This window comes from Erythrobacter sp. K21-9 (genome assembly GCF_055808355.1).
On record NZ_CM147866.1, the window covers coordinates 1,355,056 to 1,380,645 of the forward strand.

At 56.7% G+C, this 25,590-nt stretch carries 19 protein-coding genes and 4 pseudogenes; 6 read left to right on the forward strand and 17 right to left on the reverse strand.

Annotation, left to right across the window (positions count from 1 at the left end; all coding sequences use genetic code 11):
• Window positions 1-57: 57 nt before the first annotated feature.
• Window positions 58-189 (forward strand): annotated as a pseudogene (locus AC0L39_RS06840) (hypothetical protein); the annotation flags it as partial.
• Window positions 190-251: 62 nt separating this feature from the next.
• On the forward strand, window positions 252-1,175 hold the full coding sequence (locus AC0L39_RS06845) for a cysteine desulfurase family protein (RefSeq protein WP_473261789.1): 924 nt from the start codon (window positions 252-254) through the stop codon (window positions 1,173-1,175).
• Here AC0L39_RS06845 and AC0L39_RS06850 read toward each other — a convergent pair.
• The 5 genes from AC0L39_RS06850 to AC0L39_RS06870 are packed head-to-tail and all read right to left on the reverse strand — an operon-like array spanning window position 1,172 to window position 7,368.
• Window positions 1,172-3,028, reverse strand: coding sequence for a DUF262 domain-containing protein (locus AC0L39_RS06850; protein WP_473261790.1), 1,857 nt, complete (start codon window positions 3,026-3,028; stop codon window positions 1,172-1,174). The two genes, AC0L39_RS06845 and AC0L39_RS06850, sit on opposite strands and share 4 nt — an antisense overlap.
• Before the next feature lie 2 nt (window positions 3,029-3,030).
• Window positions 3,031-3,555, reverse strand: a complete 525-nt coding sequence (locus AC0L39_RS06855; RefSeq protein WP_473261792.1) for a hypothetical protein — start codon at window positions 3,553-3,555, stop codon at window positions 3,031-3,033.
• The gene (locus AC0L39_RS06860) at window positions 3,552-5,459 is read right to left on the reverse strand and encodes an AAA family ATPase (protein ID WP_473261793.1); all 1,908 of its coding nucleotides are present in this window, start codon (window positions 5,457-5,459) and stop codon (window positions 3,552-3,554) included. The genes AC0L39_RS06855 and AC0L39_RS06860 overlap by 4 nt, the downstream gene beginning before the upstream one ends.
• Entirely contained in the window at window positions 5,459-5,647 is a 189-nt protein-coding gene (locus AC0L39_RS06865) for a hypothetical protein (protein WP_473261794.1), read from the reverse strand. Before AC0L39_RS06865 ends, AC0L39_RS06860 begins: the two co-directional genes overlap by 1 nt.
• Before the next feature lie 2 nt (window positions 5,648-5,649).
• Window positions 5,650-7,368, reverse strand: coding sequence for a DEAD/DEAH box helicase family protein (locus tag AC0L39_RS06870; RefSeq protein WP_473261796.1), 1,719 nt, complete (start codon window positions 7,366-7,368; stop codon window positions 5,650-5,652).
• 526 nt (window positions 7,369-7,894) lie between these two features.
• On the opposite strand from AC0L39_RS06870, the gene AC0L39_RS06875 reads away from it, so the two are divergent.
• The 3 genes from AC0L39_RS06875 to AC0L39_RS06885 are packed head-to-tail and all read left to right on the forward strand — an operon-like array spanning window position 7,895 to window position 11,282.
• Window positions 7,895-8,578, forward strand: coding sequence for a DUF6088 family protein (locus tag AC0L39_RS06875; protein ID WP_473261797.1), 684 nt, complete (start codon window positions 7,895-7,897; stop codon window positions 8,576-8,578).
• On the forward strand, window positions 8,575-9,621 hold the full coding sequence (locus tag AC0L39_RS06880) for a nucleotidyl transferase AbiEii/AbiGii toxin family protein (protein ID WP_473261799.1): 1,047 nt from the start codon (window positions 8,575-8,577) through the stop codon (window positions 9,619-9,621). Before AC0L39_RS06875 ends, AC0L39_RS06880 begins: the two co-directional genes overlap by 4 nt.
• Window positions 9,618-11,282 (forward strand): VRR-NUC domain-containing protein, encoded by a 1,665-nt coding sequence (locus AC0L39_RS06885; RefSeq protein ID WP_473261800.1) that lies wholly within the window; start codon window positions 9,618-9,620, stop codon window positions 11,280-11,282. Before AC0L39_RS06880 ends, AC0L39_RS06885 begins: the two co-directional genes overlap by 4 nt.
• A 56-nt stretch (window positions 11,283-11,338) precedes the next feature.
• Here AC0L39_RS06885 and AC0L39_RS06890 read toward each other — a convergent pair.
• Window positions 11,339-11,975: pseudogene (locus tag AC0L39_RS06890) on the reverse strand (S24 family peptidase).
• Between the two features lie 455 nt (window positions 11,976-12,430).
• Here AC0L39_RS06890 and AC0L39_RS06895 point away from each other — a divergent pair.
• Window positions 12,431-12,640, forward strand: a complete 210-nt coding sequence (locus AC0L39_RS06895) for a hypothetical protein (RefSeq protein WP_473261801.1) — start codon at window positions 12,431-12,433, stop codon at window positions 12,638-12,640.
• On the opposite strand, the pseudogene AC0L39_RS06900 reads toward AC0L39_RS06895, so the two are convergent.
• The 11 genes and pseudogenes from AC0L39_RS06900 to traC all read right to left on the reverse strand — a co-directional run bounded on the left by AC0L39_RS06900 (window position 12,641) and on the right by traC (window position 25,541).
• Window positions 12,641-15,344 (reverse strand): annotated as a pseudogene (locus tag AC0L39_RS06900) (conjugal transfer protein TraG N-terminal domain-containing protein). It lies immediately after the preceding gene.
• A gap of 10 nt (window positions 15,345-15,354) precedes the next feature.
• On the reverse strand, window positions 15,355-16,791 hold the full coding sequence (locus tag AC0L39_RS06905; RefSeq protein ID WP_473261802.1) for a conjugal transfer protein TraH: 1,437 nt from the start codon (window positions 16,789-16,791) through the stop codon (window positions 15,355-15,357).
• Window positions 16,781-17,600 (reverse strand): annotated as a pseudogene (locus AC0L39_RS06910) (conjugal transfer protein TraF). Before AC0L39_RS06910 ends, AC0L39_RS06905 begins: the two are co-directional and overlap by 11 nt.
• Window positions 17,600-19,318: a conjugal transfer protein TraN gene (locus AC0L39_RS06915; protein WP_473262305.1), complete on the reverse strand. Its 1,719-nt coding sequence runs from the start codon at window positions 19,316-19,318 to the stop codon at window positions 17,600-17,602. The pseudogene AC0L39_RS06910 and the gene AC0L39_RS06915 overlap by 1 nt, the downstream one beginning before the upstream one ends.
• Window positions 19,318-20,073: a type-F conjugative transfer system pilin assembly protein TrbC gene (trbC, locus tag AC0L39_RS06920; protein WP_473261804.1), complete on the reverse strand. Its 756-nt coding sequence runs from the start codon at window positions 20,071-20,073 to the stop codon at window positions 19,318-19,320. Before trbC ends, AC0L39_RS06915 begins: the two co-directional genes overlap by 1 nt.
• Window positions 20,070-21,083 carry a conjugal transfer pilus assembly protein TraU gene (gene traU / locus AC0L39_RS06925; protein WP_473261806.1) on the reverse strand — a complete coding sequence of 338 codons (1,014 nt, stop codon included), beginning with the start codon at window positions 21,081-21,083 and terminating at the stop codon, window positions 20,070-20,072. The genes trbC and traU overlap by 4 nt, the downstream gene beginning before the upstream one ends.
• Window positions 21,080-21,712 carry a type-F conjugative transfer system protein TraW gene (gene traW / locus AC0L39_RS06930; RefSeq protein ID WP_473261808.1) on the reverse strand — a complete coding sequence of 211 codons (633 nt, stop codon included), beginning with the start codon at window positions 21,710-21,712 and terminating at the stop codon, window positions 21,080-21,082. The genes traU and traW overlap by 4 nt, the downstream gene beginning before the upstream one ends.
• Window positions 21,712-22,218 (reverse strand): S26 family signal peptidase, encoded by a 507-nt coding sequence (locus tag AC0L39_RS06935; RefSeq protein WP_473261810.1) that lies wholly within the window; start codon window positions 22,216-22,218, stop codon window positions 21,712-21,714. The genes traW and AC0L39_RS06935 overlap by 1 nt, the downstream gene beginning before the upstream one ends.
• The gene (locus AC0L39_RS06940) at window positions 22,215-22,595 is read right to left on the reverse strand and encodes a TrbI F-type domain-containing protein (RefSeq protein ID WP_473261812.1); all 381 of its coding nucleotides are present in this window, start codon (window positions 22,593-22,595) and stop codon (window positions 22,215-22,217) included. The genes AC0L39_RS06935 and AC0L39_RS06940 overlap by 4 nt, the downstream gene beginning before the upstream one ends.
• Window positions 22,588-22,992: a hypothetical protein gene (locus AC0L39_RS06945; RefSeq protein ID WP_473261814.1), complete on the reverse strand. Its 405-nt coding sequence runs from the start codon at window positions 22,990-22,992 to the stop codon at window positions 22,588-22,590. Before AC0L39_RS06945 ends, AC0L39_RS06940 begins: the two co-directional genes overlap by 8 nt.
• Complete coding sequence (gene traC, locus AC0L39_RS06950; protein WP_473261816.1) at window positions 22,989-25,541, reverse strand: type IV secretion system protein TraC; 2,553 nt, start codon at window positions 25,539-25,541, stop codon at window positions 22,989-22,991. Before traC ends, AC0L39_RS06945 begins: the two co-directional genes overlap by 4 nt.
• Window positions 25,542-25,590: the final 49 nt, after the last annotated feature.

The following is a 25,590-nucleotide window of genomic DNA, read 5'->3' on the forward strand; positions in this document are numbered from 1 at the left end:
CCGATTTACCTCGATCACAACGCATCGACACCGACTGATCCGGTGGTGATTGAGCGGATGGCCGCGTCCATGCGTACTCATGTCGCCAATGCTTCCTCTGTCGACCATGCGTGGGGAAATGCTGCTTTTCAGGCAGTCGAAGCCGCCCGATGCAACATTGCCGAACGCCTGGGCGCACGGCCTAGCGATCTGGTTTTCACGAGCGGCGCTACCGAGGCGAATAACATCGCGATAAGGGGGCTTTTCGCGCCTTGCGTTCAGACAATCGTCGCCAGATCGTCACCGCGGCAACCGAGCATCCCTCGGTGCTGCAGACGGTTCTGTCGCTCGAAACGGAGGGCGCAGATGTGGTGGTGTTGGCGGTCAACGAACACGGTCAGATCGACCTCAGCGAACTCCGCGCCGCGCTTGACCGCGAGACGGCGCTCGTAACGATTATGGGCGCTAACAATGAAACAGGCGTTATTCATCCTGTCACCAAAATTGGAGCGATCTGCTCCGAAGCGGGTGTCGCGTACCATTGTGACCTTACGCAGCTTGTAGCGCATTTGCCGGTAGATTTTTCCAAGCTCGGGGTAACCCTCGCGAGCCTTTCTGGGCACAAGATGTACGGGCCTAAAGGCATCGGAATGCTGTTCGCACGATCCAGGCGGCCACGCGCTCGACTTGTCCCACCTTCAACGGGGGGAGGACAGGAGCGGGGGCTGAAGCCCGGAACACTCAACACCGATGCCATACTAGGGTTGGAAGCAGCATTTGAGCGACGGGAGGACTGGTTGCAGCGCATAGGTGAACTCGAGGCGAAGCGGGACGCTCTCCAGCACGAGCTCCTCTGTATTCCCGGTCTCGAGGTCAACGGCGGCGTCAGCCAACGTATTCCTAATACATTGAGTGTGAGCATTGCGGGGGTCGATCCACATGCCCTCCAGCATAGATTGCGCGATCAACTCATTTTCTCGACAGGAAGCGCCTGCGCGACCGACAAAGTGCATTTATCGACGGTTTTGTCGGCTATGTTCGGTCCTTCGGAGCGAACCGAGACAGGATTCCGCTTAGGTCTTGGGGTGACGACGAGAGATGCTGATATCGTCCGTGCCGCAGAGCTCATCCGGATGGCTGTTTCGATGTTGCGAAGCGGGCAGATGGGCGAAGTCGACAAGATGGTTTCGATCTAAGCCGGGCCTTGCTGCTGATGATTGAGAGAGAAGACTCTCATCGCCTGTCCAATAATGGCCTCTTGGCGCGTGGTGGCCGTTGCAGCGGTCCACTCATTATGCCCGACTAGCTCCTGATTCAGGCGGAGATTGGACGCCGCAAAGATGGCCTTCTTCTCAGTGAACTCCTTGTTCGCGGCGTCATCATTGGCTTTGCCCGCCAAGAGCGTAAGGTTGCCAAGTTGGTGAACAAGCGGTCTCAGTAGAGGATCGGCGCTAACTGGGTTCCGAGGACCTACATGTTCGATAGTTATTTTGCTTAGATCGATAGCCTGATCGGGTGTGACATATTGCGGGCGACCTTGGGCACCTGCTTCGAACCATCCCTTGGTAAACTCGGTGATCGCGAGTAAAAAACGAATGGCCTTCTTATCTCGGTTGTAGTCGAGGTCCTGAATACCGTTCGCGAAGGCTTCATCGTTTGCATGCTGCACCAGCAAATCGCGCAATCTGGCCTCCAAATCGCCGGTACTGAAGTTATCGGGTTCCTCGAGCAGGCTTATCTGAGGTATACGCATCGCCTTCTCGAATGGGCCGATGGGAGCGCGGACCACTACGCCATAGCGGAATCCAAACAAGATCAGATCGAGCAGGATCCGGGTGCGTATTTGCTGGTTGGCGAAACGCGCATTGTAGAGCAAAGGCAAAATCCAGCCCTGCTCTTGTTCGCCCAGCAGCGATTGGGCAAGGCATCGTTCAACAGCTGAGAATTCTCCGTTGAGGCCCGTGCTGACGTCGCCTTTTGAGAGGGCCTCGATGGCCCGGATGTCATCCCGCCGTTCGCGTACGGATTGTAGCAATTCGCGTGCATCGTCGGGCGTGAGTTGCTCCATCCCCTCAAGCTGCGGGAAAAAGCCGACCTCGAATTTTGCCGATGTTCGCGCGATCGGATCAGACCCTGGAAAGCGCGCTTTCTGCGCTAGCTGCAAGGCATCATCAGGAGAAGGCTTCTCGATCGAAGCGATAGCGAGCCATGCGCCTCGCAGATCCGCAAACTCCGCATCCTGCAATTTCCCTTCGCAAAGCTCCATCGTCGATGCGCGGAGCAAATCGCACATGCTGACAGGGATTCCGCGATTGTTAAGGACCCGGAAGATTTGGCTCGCATGGCGCGGATCGCCAGCCTCGATATGCACGATCTCGAGGTCGGTGACGAGCAGCCGGTAAAAGCCATTCAGCACATCTGGTTTGTCGGCTGCGGCCTCTCGTTTCCTAGCGATGAAACTGGAAATCCGCTTTTGGGTATCCCGCAGTCGTTCCTCGGACTCCGATCGGGCATCAGGCATTTCGCCGCGAAGTAAGGATTTAAAGTACGCATCATCGGCTTGGTTGAGGCTAATCGAGAAGGTTTCCTTGATTTCCATCAGCTGTACATCTTCAGCCATGATGTATTGCGCCCAAAGGAAATCGGCTCGGCTTTCCAACGCCTCACGGGTCGCCTCATCGGCAGGCAAACACTCTGTAGCGAGCGAGCGGTATTCGTGGACGAGCGTGGACATGAAGAGCGCAAAGGTCGCCAATCGCTGCTGGCCGTCGAGAACTTGCCTGTGCGGTTGTATTGAATTGCCGGGATCGGCCGGTCCAGTGACAATCGATCCGAAGAAATGCCTCTCTGGTGCATCGTCGCGACGCTTGAGAAAGCAGCGTTCGATGTCGGCCAGGAACGCGTCGACAGCTTCTGCGTCCCAAGAGTAGACGCGCTGAAAGGCCGGGACCTTGAACACCGTGATGCCGCCGAAAAGGGCTGCCAAAGTATGTGCGCTTGCGCGCTGGCAAAGCATGTCCCCGCGCGAAATGGTCGGTACGAGCACCATCGCTATACTTCCGAGAGCTCGGCCAAAAGCGCTTCGTAGCGCTGCATAAAGCTAGAGGCGTCAGATGGCCTGGGTCGCATGCGGTCCGCGAGTATCTTGAAGCCTCCAGCTGCATACAGGTTGAGGAGCTTTAAGCCGTCCGGGGATAGGCGCGTTGGAGCCGATACTTTAAGTAGACGCGAGATCGCGCGTTCGAGCTGTCGCTCTGTGTATTCCTCGGTATGCAGATTAGCGAGTTCGGCTTCAACAAGGAGCCCGGCAATGTATTCTGCGAACGGTTCGTAATCTTCGGGGTAGGTTGTGAGAAAACGGTCGCCCTTCAGGCTTTCAGCGCCTCCTTGCTTTCTTGCAAGCAAGCCGACCACTAGGCTAGCCCAGTAGGCGTCAAACATGATCATATCTCGTTGTTCGCCAGCAGATCGCGAGAACTTGGCGAACAACTTCTGTGACCGGTAGTCAAAAAATTCGCGCGCGCGTTCAGGGAGAACGAAACCCGTCGCAGCCGCCCCGCTCGCCGCCTCGTTCAACGCGTTTCTCCACTCTGAAAAGAAAAGAACGTTTGCAAGTCGTCATGAACGACGACCTCGCCGGTGTCGCGTTCTAGCGAGATCGTTTGAAACGCCGCTTTTGGATCATCCCTGAATGCCTCCGCAAAACCTTCGCGTTCGCTTGAGATCACGAAGACGATAAGCTGCTCGAACAAGGGGGGAATGAGTGACCCCACCGTGGCGCGTAGTTTGAGGTCAAGCGATACTGCTGGGGAATCAACAATGAAAGGCATGCCGAAAGGGGCCTCGTAGAGCAAAGCCGTAAGGAAAGCATAGCAGACAGCCAGTTTCTGGCCTTCACTCGCACCGTCTTTGGGCATGTCGCCTTCGCCGCGCAGATGTAGTCGACCTTCAATCCGATCGACGCGCAAGGGTTCGTTGGTGAGAATGGCATCGAGATTCTCGTTTGTCCTACTCTTGATCCTTTCGCGAAGTCGTCTCTTTGCCGCCTGCCTTGCGCTGCTCGCGGCTTTGATGAGGAGATCGGCCGATTCCATGTAGTCGCGTGTTCCGGCTGCGGTTTCGTAGCGTTCGCGCAATTCTTTGTAGCGGCGTCGGCAAGCATGGACGTTTGTACGCCAATCGACGTCTTGCCCTTCGCTTTGTGTCAGAAATCTGAGGGCGTTCTCTTCGAGGACAAGTTTTTCGCCGATCGCATCGCGCTCTTTGGTAAGCGCTTCGATTTCTTGCCGTCCAACCTTCCGTGCTTCTTCATTAATGCGGTCCTGCTCCTGGTCAGCTCGACGTAACCGCGCGTCTGCGTCGCTCAAGTCGTCAACGATCGCAGAGTAGGACCTAACCGACGGCATAACCGTGGGAAGGAGGTAGCGGATTTCGTTGATCACGGTGACCTCTTCCTCGCCGAGATAGTCTTCGGCGTGTTCAAGGATGTGAGCACGATCCTTTTCCTCGAGGTCACGGCCGCAAATGCATTGCTCGCGGCCCGCGATGATCGTGAAAAAAGTGCTGGATGATCGGGGAAGGTTGCGGCTTTCCAGTGTTTCGCTAAGGCGCGCAAGGCGTTCGGGGAAAACAGGGCTGATCGACAGTGGCGATCGAAAGCTTGTCAGGGCCAGATCACTTGCGGTCGCCTTGTCTGCTTTGGCCTTGGTACGCTCGTCGATTACCTTTTGCTGGCGCGCATTAAATTCTTCATCGTCAAGGCCGAGCTGCTCGATTCGAGCGGCGATTGCTTCCAGTCTCTTGCGTTTTTCAGCAAGGCTTTTTTCGAGCTTGGTCTGTTCGGCTTCGAGCTTCTCTAGTGCTGCTTTCGCGTCGTCGGCTTCCTTTTCGGCCTTTTTGACGCTGTGCGTTGCACTTGCAGTGGTAATATCCTTTACTCTTTGGCGCCGCTTATCCTTGAGCCGCTCGACGGTACTCGCGACATCACCGAGCGCGTCGAGGCCATAGAGAACCTCGAGCGAATTGTCGGCATCGCCGGCACCATCCTCAATCATTTTTGCGGCCAGCTCGCCGTCGAAGACGAAGAGTTCGGTAACTCCCCTGCGAAGAGTGTCCGTAACGAGCGCGGGTAGATTATGCCCATGCTCGCGCCCTTCTAGTCCATCGGTGTAAAAGAACGCTTCGCGCGTATTAAATTCGAAGCGGATACCAACGGTGTAGAGGTCCTTATCCAGTTGGAGCCGGAGCTCGAAAAAACCGTCACTTACACTATCGCTTCCGCGGAAGGAGGCGATGTCGACCGGACGACGACCACTCAGAACTGTGCGGATAAGCGACATGGTCGTCGTCTTGCCGGTACCATTTGGCATCTGAAGCAGTGTTATCGGCTTAGAGTCCGGGTCAAGACGGACGTCGGCAGATCGCAGGTAACCCCGTAGATTGCGCGCCTTCCATCCGAGAATCCGAAGCTGTAGCGCCATCAGGTACGCTCAGCCTTCTGGTGCTCGAGTAGTTCGTCAATCATCCAGCTCGTTTTGTCCTGGGTGGGAAGTGCGGTGCGCGCGTTGATGAGAAACTGAGCCAGTGAACGCGCGAGCTCCTCGTCCTTGACAAGAGCACCGACGGCCGCGCGGACCGCCTCGTCGATTTCCTCATCGGCGCCAACCATTGCTATGTCACTTCCTCCAACTTGACTTGGCTTAGCCGGGTAAACCAGTCGTGACGATCCCGGTCTGACCTACCACCTGAGTTGTTATCTTCCCCGAGGTCGACGAAATCGAGTACATGCGCACGCTTGGTGGGATCATTAGGATCGATCCTGAGACATCGACCAAGTCGCTGTATTGTTTCAAGTCTCGCTCGCGCAGAAGCGAAAAGGACAATATTGCGCACCGATGGAATATCGATGCCCTCTGATAGTCTGTGACAACTTACTAGGCATTGTACTCGTCCTTGAATGAATTCTTCTAACCGATCAGAATCGGCCCCCTCGTAGTAAGTAGCAAAGATGATCCCACTGTCCATCAACTGGCGCTGCACAAGTCTACCAAATTCGCGCGTTTCAACAAATATTAGTGCTCTCTCGTAGAGGTCGGGCCTTTCAAGAAGATGCTTTGTGAAGGGTGGGATTTTCGAGAGCGATGTCTTGCGAACTGCGGCGATATCGCGGTAAAGCGCCTCGTCGCTCGTCGCCTCGCCCGCCGCGCGACGAGCGTGATGGCGCCTGATCGCTTGCCGAATGGCTTCCTTGTCTTCATTGGATAATTCATATGGCAGCGCTTTATAGTCGAACTCGCACAGGATGCCCCTTCGGATTGCGTCCTCGAGCGTGAATTCGAAAATCGTCGGTCCGACCTCGTCCTCAATGAAAGCTTGTCCCTCGGCGTCGTAAATGCGCTCCGGCGTTGCGCTGAGCCCGAGACGGTACCCGAAAGGACTTACCTTGCTATTCAAATCCCGGACCATCGACGGAGAACCAAAGCCATGGATCTCGTCGCCAACTAACATTGCCTTCGCAGCCACTTCCGGCGGGAAGCCACCCAGGACTTCCTGTAGATAGGATTGAGCGACGAACAGAATCTTTGGTTCGGCGGTAGCCTGAAAGCGCGAGGCTTCCCGATGCGGCCCAAAGTGCCGGAACAGGGCCCAACGGCGTTCGTTGAGAAACTCCACGTACCATTGCTCGAGCAAGTCGAGACTTCGTGTTGTGACGAGGACGGTATCGAGCCCAACGTCGTGAGCGAGGCGAGCGATGATCTTTTGGGCTGTGCGGGTTTTGCCAGTCCCGGTAGCCATTTCGAGGACGCCAGCGCGTTTTTCTAGGAAGCGCTCGACCGCGTGATCTTGATGGACCCACTTTCCCTCGGCTTTTGCATCTTCTTGTGGCTCATATGGGCGAGGACGTGTTCGAGAAATGCGAACAAGGCGACTGCGGATTGCTTCGGGTAAACTGAAACTTGCGACATGGGGGTCGCGGCCTGCCCAGATACGTTCGAATCTTGCTTGATGCCGGGCAATTCGTTCAGCATCGCGCTCGCCTTGCCAACTGCAAAAAATGTCGAGCGTTTCGAAGTTGCGAAAACCTCGCTCTGTTTCATTCTGTGAACCATGGAAGACAACAGCACTTCCGCTGCTGTCCGAAAAGAGCCCCATCTTGGGATGATAATCCCCATCCAGTTTTCCCATTGGCACTGCCAAACGCACTTCGAGCAATTCGTCGGCAATCATCCATGTCAGGACCTGGACGGGATCGTCACGCGAATGGGCTTCGAGATTCTCGACTTCTAAACGGAGTGAATCTGCCAGCTCGCGATCAAGCCGAGCGCGGTCTCCGTTCTTCAACGCTGCCCAGTCTTTGGCAGAGAGAATTGGGCTCGTCAGGAGGCGCATGTGACCACCATGGGCTGCAAAGGCCGAGAGGCCCTTGGCTACCCGCCGGAGCCACGACGACGAGAAATAGCCGACGCCGCGATCATAGGTCGCACTCAGCTTAAGGCACGGATTGTATAGAACCGCGTCGATGTCATTTACGGAGGTATCTAAGTCCGCCGGTAGTTCTAGGTCACTTAAGCCTCGCAATATCGCCCCACTCATTAACATATTGGAAGGAAAGCATGTCTCCGAAAGTAGTCATAGATGCTAGACAACGGATACGCTAGAGCGCGATGCTGTTTCTGGCGCAGCCCATTCGGTTCCAAGCTACATGATGGGTCATTTCCGTTGTCAATGAAAAGGGACGATCCCGAGCGGGAACTTACGCCTCCCGATTGCCGATAACGGACAGTCCGCTTTCGGCCCCTTAGTTGGCTCTTTGTGAACTGCGTGTCGCCCTTTGCTTTGAGCAATTATGGGATTGTGAGGTGCATCAAATCCTGTCCGAAATTTGCATACATTTTTCGGACACACCGTATCGACAATGTCCGAAAATGTGCTACATATTTCGGACATGAATGCTGATGTGTCATCTTTGAAAGCGCAGATTCTCGAGCGCATCGCAACTCAGCCGGGGAACGCAGTCTGGACGCCATCTGACTTCCTCGAACTTGCTAACCGTGATGCAATCGACAAAAGCCTTCAGCGGCTGGTGAAGTCTGAAGAGCTGCGTAGGATCGACCGGGGATTATACGATAAACCGCGTCTCAACAGTCTTACCAAAGAAATGAATGCGCCCGATCCTCGACAAGTTGTCGAGGCAGTGGCGCGTCGAGACCAAATACGCGTGCTCGTGGATGGAATGACAGCAGCCAACGATATTGGTCTAACCAATGCTGTGCCGGCGAAAATTGTCGTACACAGCGAGGCTAGACCCAAGACGATCAAGCTTGGTAACCTCACCATCGTCTTCAAGCAGACCGCCGCCAGCAAACTCTATTGGGCTGGCCGCCCAGCGATGCGGATTGTCCAAGCCTTGCACTGGCTTCGCGACACGATGTCGAGTGATGATGTAAATGACTGGCGCGAGCGAGTGACCGATCTTCTTGCTGATCCCGTTCATGGGGAGAAGTTGCGAGCCGACCTAGCAGATGGCTTCACTACACTACCCGCCTGGATGCAGGACTTTTTACGTCCATTACTGCACGATCAGGCACCACTATCGTGAACTCTATTTTCGATGAAGTTCTGCGCGCCGATGCAGTAACGCGCAGCGGGCTATACGCAGCAACTGCGCAGAGGCTCGGTACAACGCCGCAAAACGTAGAAAAAGATCTCTGGGTTTGCTGGACGCTAGACGCACTATTCAACGGACTTGGTGAAGGGCCTCGGTTGTTGTTCAAGGGCGGCACTTCTCTGTCCAAGGCATTCGGTCTGATCGAGCGCTTTTCTGAAGACATCGATGTGACTGTCTTCCGCGATGATCTGGGCCATCCAGCGTCAGTTGAAGAACTCGAAGCGTTGAGTGGTAACAAACGCAGAGCCGCGCTCGACCAAATGCGTGAGGCCTGTGAAGCCTATATCAACGGGCCGTTGTTGGAGCGCCTTGAGGCACTCTGCGCTGAAACCGTTACTAGAACAGGCATCGAGAAAGCTGCGCTACGGGTGGAGCCTGACCCTCACGATCGACAGACCCTCTTGTTGGTCTATCCCAGTGCTACGCCCACTGATGACTACATCGCGAAGTCGGTGAAGATCGAATCAGGCGCAAAGTCAGCCCTCGATCCCAATTCGCTACAAACCCTCACACCTTATGTCGATGCCGATGTTCCGGACATCGATCTCTCCGTACCGAACGTGACCGTAGTCGATGCCGGGCGTACGTTCTGGGACAAGGTGGTCATCCTTCACGGTCTGCGGCGCTGGTATGAGAACCGGGGGCAATTGCGGGGTAATGGGCAACGTGTCTCACGCCACTATTACGATGTGTTTCGTTTGCTCCAGTCCGACGCAGGCCTAGCAGCGCTGAAAGACCCGGCTCTCGGTGAAGACTGTGTCGCTCACGCCCGCATGTTCTTCAATCGACCGCCATTCGATCTAGCCTCGGCCCGCCCGCCAACCTTCGCCTTGTGTCCCGAGGAAGGAATGATTGATGATCTGCGGCAGGATTATCAGGCAATGAGTGTCATGATTTTCGGTGATGCGCCTGCATTCGACGAAGTTATTGAAGCAGTCGCCGACTTGCAAAACCGTTTGAACGGGCGAACATGACAGGCTTCCTCGACCGCCTGTTCGGAAAACGCACGCCTGAGCGCAAAGGGGGAAGCAAGCGCTCGGGTGCAAGGCTCGATATCGACGAATATAGCCGCGGTCTCGTAATGATCGCGCAACTCGACTTCATAGGTCATCACGCCAAGTCGACTAACTGCACCTACCGCTTGATATGGACCGACAGAACACCTGACGGCTCGCGAGGCGGGAACCGAGAAAGCGGGCACGGTTCGTGGTCACTGCTTCTTCACGATCAGATCGTCACATCTGGCAAACTTGAGCGACCACAAGAGGGAAAAGTCGCCGATAATGGCGTTTTCATTCTCCATGATTGGATGTTTGGAAACGGATTACAGAGCCGTTTCACCGCCTATGACCGCGATGGGCAGCAGCTCATTAATCAGCACTTCGCAGCCAACCTTATGAGCAATAGCCTCTCTCCTGATGGGCGCTATGCGATCTGCCAAACAGCTAATGCACCTGGGAGTGATGACAGCTGTCGGTACATGCTGTTTGACCTTGAAGCCCGACACGAGATGGCAAGATGGGAAGTCGAGACTGGTTGGGCTGAGGGCTATGATTGGGATACTGGCGCGGAAAAAGTAATCATTTGCCTGAAAGATGGAGAGCGGGTCGCTTACGATTTTGCTGGTTCTATGATCGACCGTGACGGTTGGCAGAGAGCTCGGATCGCAGCTGGCGATCTGGGCGTGATCAAAGACCTGCTGGCATCGCAAGAACCCCTTTCAGAAGGAGCGCGAACGGAAATCAAGGCTGGTCTCGAACGTGCAGCGCGCGAAGGTGAGCTATGGGGTCAGGCTCGTGCGTACCGCCTTTTGGGTGAAATGTATGAAGCTGAGGGTAAGCGTGAGAAGGCGATCACGGCCTATGATGAGGCGCTAACACTAGACCCTAAGGTCGGTGTCGCAAGACGCGCTGACAAGCTTCGAAAACAAATGGGTCAGGGCGAGGCGAAACCTGCGCGCAGAAAACAAAGCCGTTTCGAAAAACAAGCGCAGAGGCTTGGTATCGAGCATGATGTAATCGTGCTTGAGAAGGGTGACGGAAAGGACTGGAGGCTACAGGCAGCCCATCAATGGTCCTCGGTCGAGTTTGCTTCACTGGAACACTATCGCAATTTGGGCTGGAGCGGAGCTGCTTCCGAAGGCGGTTTAATCTTGACTTTGCTCAAGGCGGCATCGTTTCCAAGGCTCGATCCACGCAACGCCGACACCTTTGTCGAAGCATTGTATGCGCAAAACGTTGCGTTTGATGAGGACCGTTTCGACAAGGGAGATCTGATCGCGGCGGTTTCACAAGCGACGCGTTCTCAGATCGAAACCAACTGGAAGATCATCTCTGCGAGCGCTGGGAGAACCCCAGCACTCTACCCCACCGTCCATGCAGAGCACGTGCTCGGCCTGTTCGAAACCCTCGGGACTGAACGTCTAGCGAGGATTGCTGAGGTCTTCGCAAATGCCCCATACGATTTCAGATCCGGCTGGCCTGATTTGACTTTGTGGAAGGATAATCTGGCCCGTTTTGTCGAAGTGAAAGCGCCATCCGATAGCTTTCACGCTAGTCAGGCCCGACTTATCTCCAAGCTGCTGCTGCCACTTGGATTTGACGTTGCATTGGCCGAAGTTCGGCCAAGCCCATAAGTACGGTCAATCGCCGAGAAGATGTACCGCTTCCATCTGTTTGCGGATAGGCAAGATTAAAGAGCTCTCCCAAACCATATGACCCGTACCGATCACTTCAACTCCTTCACGATCCACATCATTCCATGAAGGATAGGCGGGATTGTCACTGGAAATTGTTATCTGTTTCGCGCCTGGCTTGAGCGCGATACGCTTTACGACCAGCGTATCGTCGGAGCGCAGCACATAGATCCCATCCCTCAGCCTTGATCCATGGTCGGACGCATCGACGAGAACTTCGTCGCCATCGCTAAGTGTGGGCTCCATGGAATCGCCCAGGACACTGACGATTGAGAGACTGGCGCCCTTAGCGCCAGTCAATCTCCTGAGCCATTTCTCGTCAAAGCCAAAGCGCGTGTAACTCGATTCATCGGATGCAATAGCACCAAAGCCGGCCGAGGCATCAACGTCCAAAACGGGAACTTCGATCATTCCGTCCATTGGTGTTTGAGCAGGGCCACCGAGCCTTTGTTCATCGACGCCAAAGAAGCTTGCAAGTGTCTTGCGATCCTCGGGGTCAAGGATACGAGGCGATCCGCGTTTTATGAATTGCTGGATATAGCTTGGATTACGTCCAAGCAGCCTTGAAACCGCCGCGTAGCCGTATCCGCCTTGGGTGATCAGCCGCTCAAGTTCCTCTCTAACATGTTCCATTTGTGTGGTCCTTCAGGATCGATCGTAGGATTTCTTCCTAGACTCGCGGAAATCATCCTAGTAAGAACATAACAAGAACACAAGGGATTTGCGAGTCGGAGTGAGAAAGGTATGACGCTGCTGGAACGGATCGAAAGGCATCTGAAAGACAACCATATTTCTGCAACGCGTTTTGGTAGGCGAGCCGTGGGCGATCCCCGATTTGTGCTCGATTTAAGAATGGGGCGCAGACCACGCCGAAGAACCGTTGAACGACTCAACGCCTATTTGAACACGCCTGAGAGCAGGCGTCCCTCGATCCCACAGCAGCATTGCGCCAAAGGCGCGAATGAATCGGTCAGTCGACGCTAGTTACGGCTAGTTATCAGCCAGATTTTGAGCTTCGCGCAACTTGGCTTACACTTGCTGCTCGAAAGCAGAGGGGGCTTTGGCTTCTGGCGAAAGGACGCTGACTTATGAGCAATTCCGACAAAACTCCGCCAGAAAGCAAAGGCGATTGGGAAGGCTTTCGTGAGATCGACCGCGCCATCGCTGAAGATCGCCTTACATCCTACACCTGGAAGAAAACTTGGGCTGATCCATGGGGAAAGGCGGGATTGGTCCTTTTCGGTCTCCTATTCACTGCGTTTGTCGTTTTCGTCATCATCTACGACGGCTTGATCTAACTACCATTCCTTCACACCATCAGCTGCTTCAGGAGACGCGCCTCTTGCGTCCCGCGTGGTGCGATCAAGCCTGCCTCTCCTTTGCTCAATCCTACGAGAGCCCTCGCTTTGCCACCGGCTGACGTCACCAGCGACCTCGTCTCTGGAATCTGAAGTGTGTGACAGCGAGCTCGACACTCCGCCAAGGCGAACTGAACCGCGAACGCCGCTAGCGCTTCCGACATTGGGCCGGGCCACCGGGGCTCCATCAGGTAGGACAAGTTCGCTCGCGATCTCGTCATTGAGGCCATCAGCGTAGCTTTCAACAAAGCGAGATTGCAGTTGTTGCCCTTGCGGGCTCATTTGGAAGTCGATGTCATCAAAGCGAGCTTGGCCGTAATAATCACGGTTGGCATCGATCTCTGCCATACCCCATTCGCGGTAAGCTTGGCTCAGATTCAAGCTTCCAGCAGCATTGGCGCTTTCATACCAGCTGGCCTGGCTTTCGAGCCGATTGGCTATCTCTTCTGCGCGCCGTGCTTCGACTGTGTAACTTTGCGCTTCAGTTAGCGAAGTGGTGACGCCGGCTGCACTGCTCGAGACAAGCGCTTCCGAGCTTGAGCTCGTTTCCCGTAAGAATCCCTCTCTCGAGCTGGACCAGTTCTGGCTTTCTGAAATTTGGCTCAACGCGCTTTCGATGCGCGAACGATCTTCCGAGGCGATTCCGATGTCGCTATCGGTCCAAGTTTGATTACGGCCGCCTTTGAGGCCCAAACTCCCTGCGACTGAGCCTCGCTCTCCCTTGACGCCTAAACCGCCATCGCCATTCAGGAACCATGAGACCGTGATGTCGTCCGAGGCCCGGCGCGATAGGCCAAATTGCTGCTGGAGTGTGTTCGACGCATTGTCGAGCTCGCTGAAGGTTCTGCCAATGCTGTCATTGGTTGACGTTCCGCTGACCGTCTCATTGGAGCGCGACCGGGTGTAAGCATCGCGCAGCTCGCTGAAGCGTGTGACCGCTGAGCTGGTTGATTGCTGAGCGAGATTGGAGAAGGTCTCGCTCTGGCTGCGGCTCTCGCTCGCCATGGTCGAAAGTCGGCTGGAGAAATCCTGTCCAAGTGTCGGGGTAAAAGGATAGCTCGAGTTAGGCACGTTGGCGAACTCAGCTTGTGGGAAGCTGGTTGTCTGGGTGCCGTTCTCGCCAAACCCACGCGTCTGGGCGGCCCCATAAGCGATGTTTGGCGCGAGGCTGCCTTGCGCAAATTGGCGGGAGAACACGCTTGAATTGTCGAGATTGGTGTTGCCGAGCGAGAGATTGCCTGTGCTCGCTTCGCGCGCTGCCTCTTCCGCTGCGTTCTGGCTGGGATTGAGATAGCTTGTGGCTTGGCCCGAAATTGCCATCGCCCCGCGAGCAACCCCGCCTGCGAGGAAGGGTATTGAGGCGACAAGATATCCAGCGAGAATACCAATATCGTTGTTGACGTCGGTCATGCCGGAAAAGGTTGCAAGGCTAAGGCCGCTAGTGCCGCTTGCGGCTGCAACATCGCCTGCGCCTTTCATCATCAAGATCATGTGGAGGATGACGAAGAGCGGTCCCCAGGCAGCGAGGTAGAAAAAGCCGGTCACATAGCCTCTCAGCGCAATCGGCCCGGTCCTTGGCATTAGGAAAAGCGGGAAGAGAACTGGAAACAGCGCGTAGAATACCACCGTCAGCACGACATTGAGGATCGGCACCCATTTCATCGCATTATGGGCGATTGAGGAATAGGTGCGTTCGGTCTGGATATCGGCTCGGGTCTGGGCAAACACATCGACACTTGAAGCGCCGCTTGATCCGGCAAAGCCATGCATGGCCTGATTCATCGCGTTGATCGTCAGCACTTGGCGAAAGATGCTGCTCGCATCCTTCGAAATGCCTGTCAGATATTGGTAAGCGACGGGCAAGTCTGCGATGAGCTTGGCCTTGGCTAGCGCTTCGGTTTGCCTCGGATAGAGCTGGCGGTACGGCAACAAGCGTCATCTCATCGATCATGCCCGCCCATTGGCCAGATAGGCTTGTGTAGGCCTCACGGCAGGTGACGATATTGGCTGTGACGCTGTCATCACCTTGGCGAGTCAGGAACTTCTGCGCGCGCGCTGGGCTACCCGGCGCTATCGTTGCCCATATGTCATCGCTTTCTGAGAGCTCTTTCATCGAATAGCGGCCAAGCAGCAGATCGTAGAACACGCATTGGCGCACATGCTCATCGAAGTTCGCGGCAAATTCGGGATCAGCGATGCGCAGGCTCCGCGTCGCCTCGAGGAGGCGTGCGCCATAGATCATACCATTCTTCGAATAATTGAGATCATCGGGCAGCCCGAACACCGTCTCAGCCGAACGTGTCAGGTAATCACCAATTTGACTGGTGAAGCTCGCCATAAGTGCAAGGCCTAGTGGGACATTAGCGACTGTTGCAGGAGCCAGGCTGGGATTGACGCGGTCTGTCACTTGCACATCCATGCGCGGCACCATCAGGCACATATAGATGAGTGTCGCTCCCAAGAACCAGTTGAGCCAAGCGCGCCAATTCTGATTGAATGCAACGACTATAACCGCCAGCGTCATAGCCATAACGAGCGCCACCTGAATCAGGCTCTTATAGCCTCCGGCACCCGTCCAAGCGGCTACGGCGTTCAGGACATTGACGATGTATTCGCCGCCGCCCGTGGTGAAGATCTCAACCATTGTCTTTGCCTCAGGGCACTATCGAGCGCGATTGCAGGCCGCGCGACCAGTCGAGCGCAGCCGACATGGACGGTGACATCGACGCGGCGAGCGCGTTTTCGATCATCGCTGTCTTCTCGATGATCTGCATGATCGCAGAGACTTTGGCTTGGCCTGTCGCTTGCCGCTGGATGAGACTGCTACGCACTTCGGTCACTTGTCCGCGCCAGATCGCCAACTTGGCTTCGTCCGCAGCAATAAAGCTCGCCATCGAACGGCCAGCTTCCGACACGATCCGGTCAAGGATTGCATAGAGTAGATCGACGCTTGCAATTTCAGCCAGCGTATCGCGGTCATCGGTCGGCATGCCGCGCCCATACGCGGCTTGGACAGTTAGTATCTTGTAGAGCGGGATCGAAGCGACCTGAAGCAGCTCCTTCTCGGCATTCCCGATGGCCGTGTCCGTCCGGATCGCATCGACCATATTGCCAATGAGCTGCGCCACCCGTGGTCGGATCGCCTTGGCGTTTGACAGGCTCATCTGCTGGAAGGTGGGATTGAGGCAGAGATCGGTTTCATCGCAGCGGAACACGCGCACGCTTTGGCCCAGGGTTCCATCAAGCAGCGCGCTCACCAGCGTCGAAGACGCATCGCCCGCGAAGGGCACAAACTTGCCCGGCTCGTCATCCTTGGGCGGGACGTAGATAACCGTGCCGATCAGCGTCATGGCGTATTCGGCGAGCTCGCGGTCGAAAGTGCCGCTGGGGTTGAAGAAAGCGCTCTCTTTAAGGACGTGCCAGGTGTAGTTGCGCGCTACGCCGGGATTGACGTCTACATAGTCAGTACCGGCGCTTTCATTGGTTGAAGCGCGCTGGCCTCGCGCGCCGCAGCCATGCTTGGCAGCGGCATAGTCGGTGAAGATGCCTTCAGAATTCCCGATTGCTTCGCAGATCGCTTTGTCGGCCAAATCGCCTTTGGGCCACAGGCCTCCCACCAGCCCCTGCGCCATCTCACAGGAGTTGATTGAGAGATTGTTCATGAGCTGAGCCTTTTTGCTAAACTCCTGCATGATCTTATTGCATTCAGGGCAGACGGTATCGATCGCCAAGCTGAAGGCGAAGCCGACTGCATTGTTGGCCACTGCCTTCATTAGCGCGACCATCTCGCTTGCATTGATAAAGGAAAAGGAGCCCGCAAAGATATCGATCCCGCCGCACCCCGCACGCGCTCTTGGCAATTGCAGATTGGCGATATTGGTCGTCTTTTGCGGAAATCGTGTCCACACATTGCCCAGACTATAGTAGCCTGCGGACTGGCCTTCGAAGGCGGTCGGACCAGTGACGTTCGCCGCCGCGCCCATGTCATCCATGAAGCGGTCCATGCTGTCGCCGACATTTGCCGCAAGAGGCGAGGCTATCATGCTGGCAGCAGCAAGGCCGAGCGCAGCGTTTCTGATGCTAGTAATCATGTCCGGCTTCCTTTGAGGTGAGGAGATAGATGCGGTCTTGCAGCTCATCAGCGGACAGCACACCGTATCCGATCGGGATCGGCTCGTTTGGCCTCGCTGTCCCACAGGACCAAAGCGGGCGTTGCTTTGGTCTCAAGGCCCATCCGCTCTCTTTGATTGGTCTCGACCCTGTAGTCGGGGAAATGCCTTGACGGCCCGCCATCGGTTGAGATCGCGCGTACGGTGATCCCCCAGCGGCTGGCTACGCCTTTAACGATCGGGCTCATCACTTCGCAGGGGCCACAAGTGGCGCTAAAGAAATAGAATAAGCCATAACGCTCCGAGAGCCTGCCCATCACGGTGTCGCGTTCTGCTGCCCGCACATCCTGCCACTGTTTTTTGGCGACCGCACCGACAGGACGCTGCAGCGTGTAATCGAGTTCGGGATCCTGCCAGATGGCCCGCTGCCAGACGTCGGAGAAGAGCGAAGCACGATCGAGCTGCGCGCGCTGGAAGCGGATGTACGCTGCGACATTGTCTCTGGTGGGATAGAGGATCGCACGCGCTTTCAATTCGCGCAGCTCGCTGGTGATTGCTTCCAATTCTTGGGTGGCTGGGATCGATACTGGCTCCGGCTCTTCCTCTTGTTGGGGCGCGTCTTTGCGGACAGGCTTGGCGCAATAGAACCAATAGCCGAGCTTACGCTCCTGGCAGTAGAGCGTGTCCGCTGCTGCGCTTCTTTCGGTGCTCTCAACTCGCTGTGCGCTTGCCGGCGCTGTGCTCAGGACTACTGAAATCAGGATTAGCGCCAGCCGTGATGCAATGCTCATCATTGACCGCCCCTTGCGTAATAGTCGTCGATCTTTTGCTGGATGAGGATGGAGGTCTCGAGTTCATCGGGAAGCCGGGCAGCCTCGGTGAATTCGGCATAGACTTCGCTGAAATCCATGAGGCTTAAATCAAGCAGCGCGAACTCGTTGAGGGTAAAACCTTCGCACTGCTCGTGCCTGGGCTCGTCCCATGGTTTTGGAAGCTGTTTGCGACCCTGTTCCTGCAAAATGCGCGAGAGCTTACTCTCAAAGCAGCAATAGGCTTTCTTCTTTGTCAAGCAGACACCGAGGAACTTCTTCGAACAATAGGTCCCGACATAGGCACATAGCCCTTGCGCATCGCGTTCATGGAGCAGCACTTCCTCGCGGTCGCAGCCAAGTGCGACCAGCAGGCTGATGCCGGGGATCAGCGGAAAGCCTTTGCCCTTGCAGCAATTGAGCACGCCAAAGACTTTGGACGAGCAGGTGTTTCGGGTCCCGCGGAATAGCGTCAGCGTATTGGGATCGAACTGCCCACGCGCCTCATCCATTGCATTAAGCGCGGTGACCGCATCTTTGAACTCATCATTGGGCGTCCGCTCAATGGTCTCGCAGCTTCCATCGATGCAATAGACATCGCCATCGCAGACGAACTGGGGTGAGTTCTCGGTTTCTGGAAGCGGGCATTCGTAGATGCGCTCCCAGGTCTCACAGGGAACCTCCTCTGTGATGCATTCTTCGCGCATAAAGCGGCAGGTGCCGAGCGCTTCGATATCCGAGCAATCGCTTGCCGCTTCGCGCGATGTGCAAGTGTAGCTTCGCTCCCATTCCCAGCAGCTCTGGGTGACAGCCACTCCATCAACAATCCGGGTTTGCGGGGTCTCATCGGTACAGATTTCCGCATCGAGTGTGCAATCTCCATCCTCCGCAAAAGGCTGGCACTGGGTTTCATCTGGAGCGGCGTCGACCGTGCTTTGCGTGGTGATCGCAAAGGGCGAGTAGCGCGAGTCAGGCGCATCGCAAGAGATTTCGGCGATAGGGTCACCCGGTTCAGAGCAGTAACGGTTAAAGCCGTTATCCCACCACTGGAGACATGGGCCGGGCCGATAGCCGGTAATGCGGCACGAGCCGCTGTTGAATGTAGAGCACCATGGGAGTCCTTGTTGGATGCCAGTATCGTTGCAGAGATAATGCCATTGCTGGCGCTGGGTCACGCTGGCGACAAGCGGAACTGCGCATTGCCCCTCGGCTTGCTCGATCCGTGTGCCTGTGTTGCATGTGGCTGTGTAAGTGCCAGCGGACCCAGCACCAGGCGGCAAGGGTACGCATTCGCCTTGGCTGCCTGAGATCGACATACCGCTGGTGTAATCGAGCGGTGTTGTATTGATCGCCAAACTGCGGGCAATCACCGCTTCAATATCATCGCTTTCGAAGCGCGCGCGATTGGCCATGCTGTCGCGCACCAGGCGATGGCCTTGATGATTGCGCGATGCAGCTGTGGCCGCTCCCTCGATCTGATCGGGATTATCGGCGAGCCGCTCGAGATTTCGTACGGCCTCGCGGTCATAGTTGGGGAGCTCGGACGCGCTTGGTTGCGCTTTGCTTACCACTTGCGCTTCACCGCGCAGGCTCTCGCCGAAGGCTTTGCCGTCGCTTCTGGCTTCCTGCTGCTGAGCCGAGGCAGGCGTGGCGAGCAAAGACAGAGCGAAGAGTAGAGTTTTGATGGATGATCGGCGGATCACATGTGCTCTCTTTGCATGCGGTGAAGATGAAGGCGAGCAAGGCGGGCACCGGGGCCGCCGCCGCTGGCAAAGGTTTCGAGCACTTCGTCCACGCTGATATTGCCAGCGACGCGGTCATGGGGTGGCACGGCATCGGTGCAGTCGAATCCATCGCAGGGTGCAAAGTCGCTTGCGACCATGACGAAGCTCGGTGCAGCTTCGATCTGAAAAGCGCGGAAAAGACGCGGATCGATCCCGAGTGCGCCGGCTTCATCACCATCACTCCAAATTGCTGCGAGACGCTGCTTAAAGGCTTTGCTGTCGCCTTGAGGGAAACCTCGAAGGACAGTGATACCGCCCGCTTTGGTCACGTCTCGCACCAGCGCTTTCAGCGAAGCTTCCGGCATGCCTAGCGAAGCAAAGGCGATGAATTTGGGTGTCTCAGTGAGGCTCGCCGCTTCTGCATCGGCTTGCGCGCGGATCATACCATCCAGATCAAGCGGGCCTCCATCCACTGCCGCCTGGGCTGTCGCGGCGTAGCCAGCGCGATTGTCATTTGCCTCTTGCTGGGTTTGTTTGGCTTCTTGTGCCAAAATATCGGCTTTGGTGCGCACTGCGGTGGCGAGCGCTTCGGCGTCTTTCGTATGTTCGTTCGCACGAGCCCGGATTTCGGCAAGATCGAGCTCGGGTGAAGCATCCTGTGCTGATGCAACAGCTACAGTTGCAGCGATCGCAATGCTGGTGATGGCGAAGAGCGAAAAGGCGTGTCTCATAGCGCGCAGCAGTTCCTTTTGCGCCAGACGAGATACCCCATGTCTTCGCCAATGGCGGGGATCATCTGTCCGGGAGATTGAAAGGTGGTCGATGCCCCGATGGGCGGGCAGGCGTAGCGGCCTTTGGTCGCCGGATTGGGGTTGGTGGCTTGAAAGCGATATTGCTGTTTTCTCATCACCGGCATGAGGTATTTGCCGCAGAGCCCTTTCGAGCCCATTGTGCCCCATGAAACGAGCTGGCGGTGCAGCTTGTAAGCAAAGCGTGAGAGCACGAGCCGCGAGGCTTGCACATGGCCGATCGAGGCAGAGACATTGCCATTCATCGGATACATTGAGCCCTGGCAGCCCGCGCACCAGAACATTTCATCAAGCGGAAGATTGGCGGTCGAAGCCGCGCAGTCGGCAGCGCAGGCGGCTAGTGCGAGCGGATTGGCGAAGAGCACCGCTTCGGGGTTGATGATCGCGGTGAGCTCGCTGTCCTGCCACAGCGGATCAATCTCGGAGATGTAGAGAATGTCGATTGAGCCGGGTTCGAGGCACAGGAAATCAGCAACGATTTCCATCCAGTAGATGAGCGGATAAGCATACCAGTGGACATGCCAGCTCGAATAATACTGGCTTGCTCCGCCAATCGCAGACGGTCCGGAGATCGAGCGAAAGCCAATATCGAAGCCGGGATCGAGCTTCATCCCGCCCAGATTAACGAAGCACCATGGCTTCATGCTGACATCGGCAAGCCGTACCGGCTCCCAGAACCCCATCGCGATGCCGGGCCGGATACCGCAAAGGCAAAGCGGAAAATCAGGATTATCGGGATCAGGACGGCTTGAAGGCCAGATTTCAAGCCCGCCGACGGAAATCGGGAAAAGGCACGACCAACAAATATCGGTGATCGGATTGACGAACTGCCCGGTGCATTTGCCCGGCCCGGCATCAGCGGAAGCGGGCGAAGCGAAGGCCAACGACAACGAGGCAATCACGAGAGCCAGGAAAGCGCGGAAACTGCTCATGGCCGCACCTTCCGCGTTGGCAAAGCGATCTCGCTTACCTCAAGTATGCGCCCTTGCTGACGCACTCGTGCTGGCACAGCTTTGATGTTGAACTTGGCCGTGAGTTTGCCGGCTTGATCGAAATAGAAGCGGCGTTGACGAGTTTTCATGAGTTCGAGCGGTGCGCCTTTGACCAAGATCAGCTTGGCCTTTGGGTCTTGCTCAAGCGCCCATCGGATCTGCGCTGGATCATCGCCATCGAGGAACAGAAGGTCAGCGCGCAGCTTCACACTGTCGAGCGGATTGACCCGCGTTCTGGCAGCATGGATGAGCTCGCCTTTTGCCCCGCGAATATCGGCAGCCAGCGTGATGGTTGGATCGAAGATCCAATTGCGGCTTTCATGCGCGCGGATGAGGCCGGGAACAGGATCGGGCCGATTAACCCGCGCAATGGTCCGCCGCTTCAATTCCTGATTAAGCCGCGTGGTCTCGCCTGACTTCTCCATCTGGACAAGCCGCGAGTGGATCTGTTCGAGCAGGTCGCGCTCGACAATCGGAAAGAGCGCGCCGCGCTGACCGAAGTCGCGCGCTTGCGCCTGTATGGGCAGGATTGCGAGGGAAAGCGCGATGAAAGACAGAGTGGCGCGCATCACAGGATGGCCCTCCCGCTGCCCATGATCTGCTTGGAGCAGACAAAGCCTATCTCCGCATAGCGGCTATCAAGCCCGCGCGGATGATCGGTTCCGGCATAGAAGCAGCCCTCCGGTATCATGCCTTCCGGCCCTTGTGTGAGCGGTACGCCGAGGCTGGTTCTGTCGAGCCGCGTCGCAATGGGTTTGGCATTGATGAAGACTTGGTCGCCTTCATGGCTGACCATATCGCCGGGCATGCCCAGCGCGCGCTTGCCGAACATTTGTGGCTCTTTGCCAAAATGACTTGTAACGAGGCGGCTCTTGGGAGGCTCAAAGAATATCAGGCTGCCACGCGTTATCTGCGCGTCATTATCGAGCCAGAAGGCCCAATTGGGCAGGCTTGGGCTCGCATTGATGAGGAAGGCGTGGTTTTTGCTAAAGGCATCGAGTGGTGCCCAGGCGAGCGGCAAGAGGACGACCCCTATGAGGAGCAGCGGGCGCTTGAAGCGAAGAGGCAGATTCATGGCCGTTCTCCCGCATTGAGCTTTTCAGCGATGCGCGCTTCGAGCTCGGGTGTTGCGTCCTCGGCCGCGCCTGCGAGCACAGCTTCGGCAACCAGAATGACGCGCCCGTCGCGTCCCATATCCTCAACCGCGCTTTCGGCTGCTTTGAGGTAGGCAAGGCTTGCCGCCTGGACCGCCGCAGGATCCGCGTCAGCGCGCGCGGCTTCTTTGACAAATGTCCCGATCGTCTCGGCAAGCCGAACCGTAACAATGCGTTGTATGGCCGGTTCGCTTGTGATCTCGCGTGTGATCCAAACGCCCCAGAGCAATGCGGCGATGCAGGCTGACATGACAAGCGCTTTGAGAAGGAGCGGGCGGGTGAGGTTTGCATCAGCCATGAGACACCTCGCCTTCATGGAGACGGCGCTCAAGCCGACGCAGAAAACCTGGCATTCTAAAGAGGGCAAGCGTCCCCGCGATTATAAGGAAGGCGATCTGCAAATCCGATGCAAAGAGCCGCCGCGCTAAGGGTTCAGCGGTCCGATAATGGTCGGCAAGATTGCCGAGCTGCGCAAACAGCGTGGTGAGATCCCAGCCTGTTAGCAGCAGAAAAACGAACAGCGGCAGGCCAAGCACCAGTAACAGAGTGCTGGCTGCGAAGATGACGCATTCGATCAGCACAAAGCAGCTGCCTTGGAAGAGCGCGAGCCAATTGAAGGATCGCCGCGTGCGCTGTGCCCAATTCGTCAGGGGCAACGGTGTGCGATCGACAAGCGTGTTGGTCTCGAGCGTCATTGGCTTTTCACTTGGATGCCCGCGACCAGGGCGACTGCGCGTTCCAGAGGCATGCCGCTTCCGACATGGCTCTGGATGGCAGCATAGGTGTCAGGATCAGAGGAGAAGATCGTCGCTGAGAGCGGGTCGAGCACTAGCCTTCCGACCGCTTCTGTCTCCGGGCCCTTCACATAGATCTCGCTATATTCGGTGCCCGATCGCTTGAGGCTGCGGATCAGCGTCTCGGTGCGGTCATCCATGTCGAGCCGGGCCTCCTTGCGGAAGTCGGCGATGGTCTCGGGCTTTTGCTGGAGCACCAGCATCCAGTCGCTGTTTTCAAGCGCGGCGCGCGCGCCATCCGATTTGTAGTAGTCATTGAGAGATTGGGTGGCGGTTGCGAGAGCGCCGCCATACTTGCGCGCCGTTCGAGCGTAAGTCTCGACAAACTCGCCCATCGACCCGCCTTTGAGCATGGCCCAGGCCTCGTCGATAAGGAGCAGCTTCTTGGTCGCTCTTGAACTACGCGTCATCGCCTGACCGGTCATGAACATGATGGCTGAGAGAACGACGCTCCTCAGCTCCTCCCGGCTCGCCAAATCGCTCATCTCAAAGACGGTGAAATCATCTTCGAGTGCAAAGCTGGCTTTGCCTGAGAAAAACCCGGCATAGCTTCCGCCCTGGCAAAAGGGTGCAATCGCTGTCGCAAGCTCTTTACCAGCTTGGTTCTCGCTTGAATGAAGCGCGTGGGCGACATCGTCCACCGCGCCGCCGCTGCCGAGCGCATCCCATACATGGGTCACTGCTTGGTCGATCAATCCGCGCTCGGTGTCCGATGGTGCCGTGCTTGGCCGCGCCATCTGGCCGATAATGGCTTTGATCATGGCAAAGCAATCGAGCCGATAGTCCTCGTTGATCTCGGCGCGCGCATCATCGACCATCGAAAAGGGGTTGAGTGAGAAGCCCGAGGCGAGTGTGAACTCGACAAAGCGACCACCTTGCAGCTTCACTGAATGCTCAAAGCTGCGACCGTCATCGATCACGACGACCTTCGCGCCCGCGCCGCGCAAGGCGGTGCAGAGCTCCTGCAGCAGGACCGATTTTCCTGAACCTGATTTCCCGCAGATCGCGATGTTGTGATTGCCCGCATTGTTCTCGAAGGGCGACCAGAAAAAGGGCTGGCCGCGCCGCCCAAGCAGCAAGAGATGCGGGATTTCTCCGCCGAGATACTCGCCTTGCATCGGCGCGATATTGGCAGCTGTCGTCGAGAGCATCGTCCGAAAGCGCTTGAGACGCGCCATGTCTTGGACAAGGCCGTCCGCAAGGCTCAGCGGGAAGGCAGCGACCAGTCCTTGCAATTGAAGGAAGCGTTCGTCCGCCAAATCCCATCCTGCCGCTTTGTAGATTGCCTTGATTGTGCGCTCGTGCGCATCGCCTTCGCCAAGCGGGGAGATGGTGGTGACACCATAGAAGAGTTTGACCAGTTTCTTGCCCGCTTGAAGCTCGGCCTGAACGTGTTTCCATTCAGTAGGTTGCTGGGAGAGATTGGGAAGAAAGCGCGCGCTTTTCGTTTCAGAAAGGCTGGTAGTACGCATGAATTTATAGCCTGCGCGAGCGCTAGCTGCTTCCTGATCGGGATAATGCAGGCACAGCATGGTGGCTGCAGGGCAGGGAAAGCGCAGTTTGTCGGTGAACATATCACCGATGAGGCGCGCACATTCCCACGGCGCCCAGCGTTCAGGTGTCGAACGCGCGCCATAATGGCGAACGTCAAAGCGGTCGGGATAGCATTCGCCCATTTGCGGCACGCCATCGCGGCTTCGCCCGGTTTCGCGAAAGCGCTCGGTGCGAAGGATCAACCGATCATCTTCCACTTCCAGTTCGATATCGCGTCGGATCGCTTGGGCATCGAGCGTGTCTTCGCGGTTCCAATGTGTAGTCTCAGGCTCGCGCGCCGTGGTGGGCGATGTGAGTTCATCGATCAGCGCCAAGAGCCCAGCGGGCTCAAGCGGGGTTGACGAAAGGCCCAGCGAATTGAGCATGCCCATCAGGCCCTTGCGGCATTCGCTAAGCTCTGCGTCGCTCACATTGCTTGGAACTGGCGCGCCAAGCGAAATGATCAATCGTGTATGGCGGGCATGGAAAGGCGCGTGCTCGGAGCCCGATTGCCAGACAAGATCGTAAAGCCGGTCGGTGCGCGCTTTGGCTATCGCTTCATAGATGCCGCCTTGCTCGTAACGCGGAGCAAACCAGGGCGCGACAATCGAGCCGATGCGCGGGCTCGCGAAATTGAGCACTTGCAGACATGCGCCCCGCGGCAGACTTTCAGAAAAGAACTGGCCCAGAATCTCGCCCGTGCGTTCGTCGGCACCGATCAGCGGGGTTACTTCAAGCGCAAAACCTTTCGAAAGGGCGTTGCGATAGAGCCCAGCGCCTTGATCGAAGACGCGGTAGGGTAGCCAGTCCGACAGCATTTCAAGCGAAAAATGCGCCGCCGTTTGGTCGGCCTTTTTGGCATCGCCGAACAGGCCTGAAAGAAGCGCATCGCGCGCAGAGCTTAGTGAGAGGGTCATAGCGTCTCTCCATCATCTGTTGGCGATTGGGGCACCCGGCCTGGGGAGG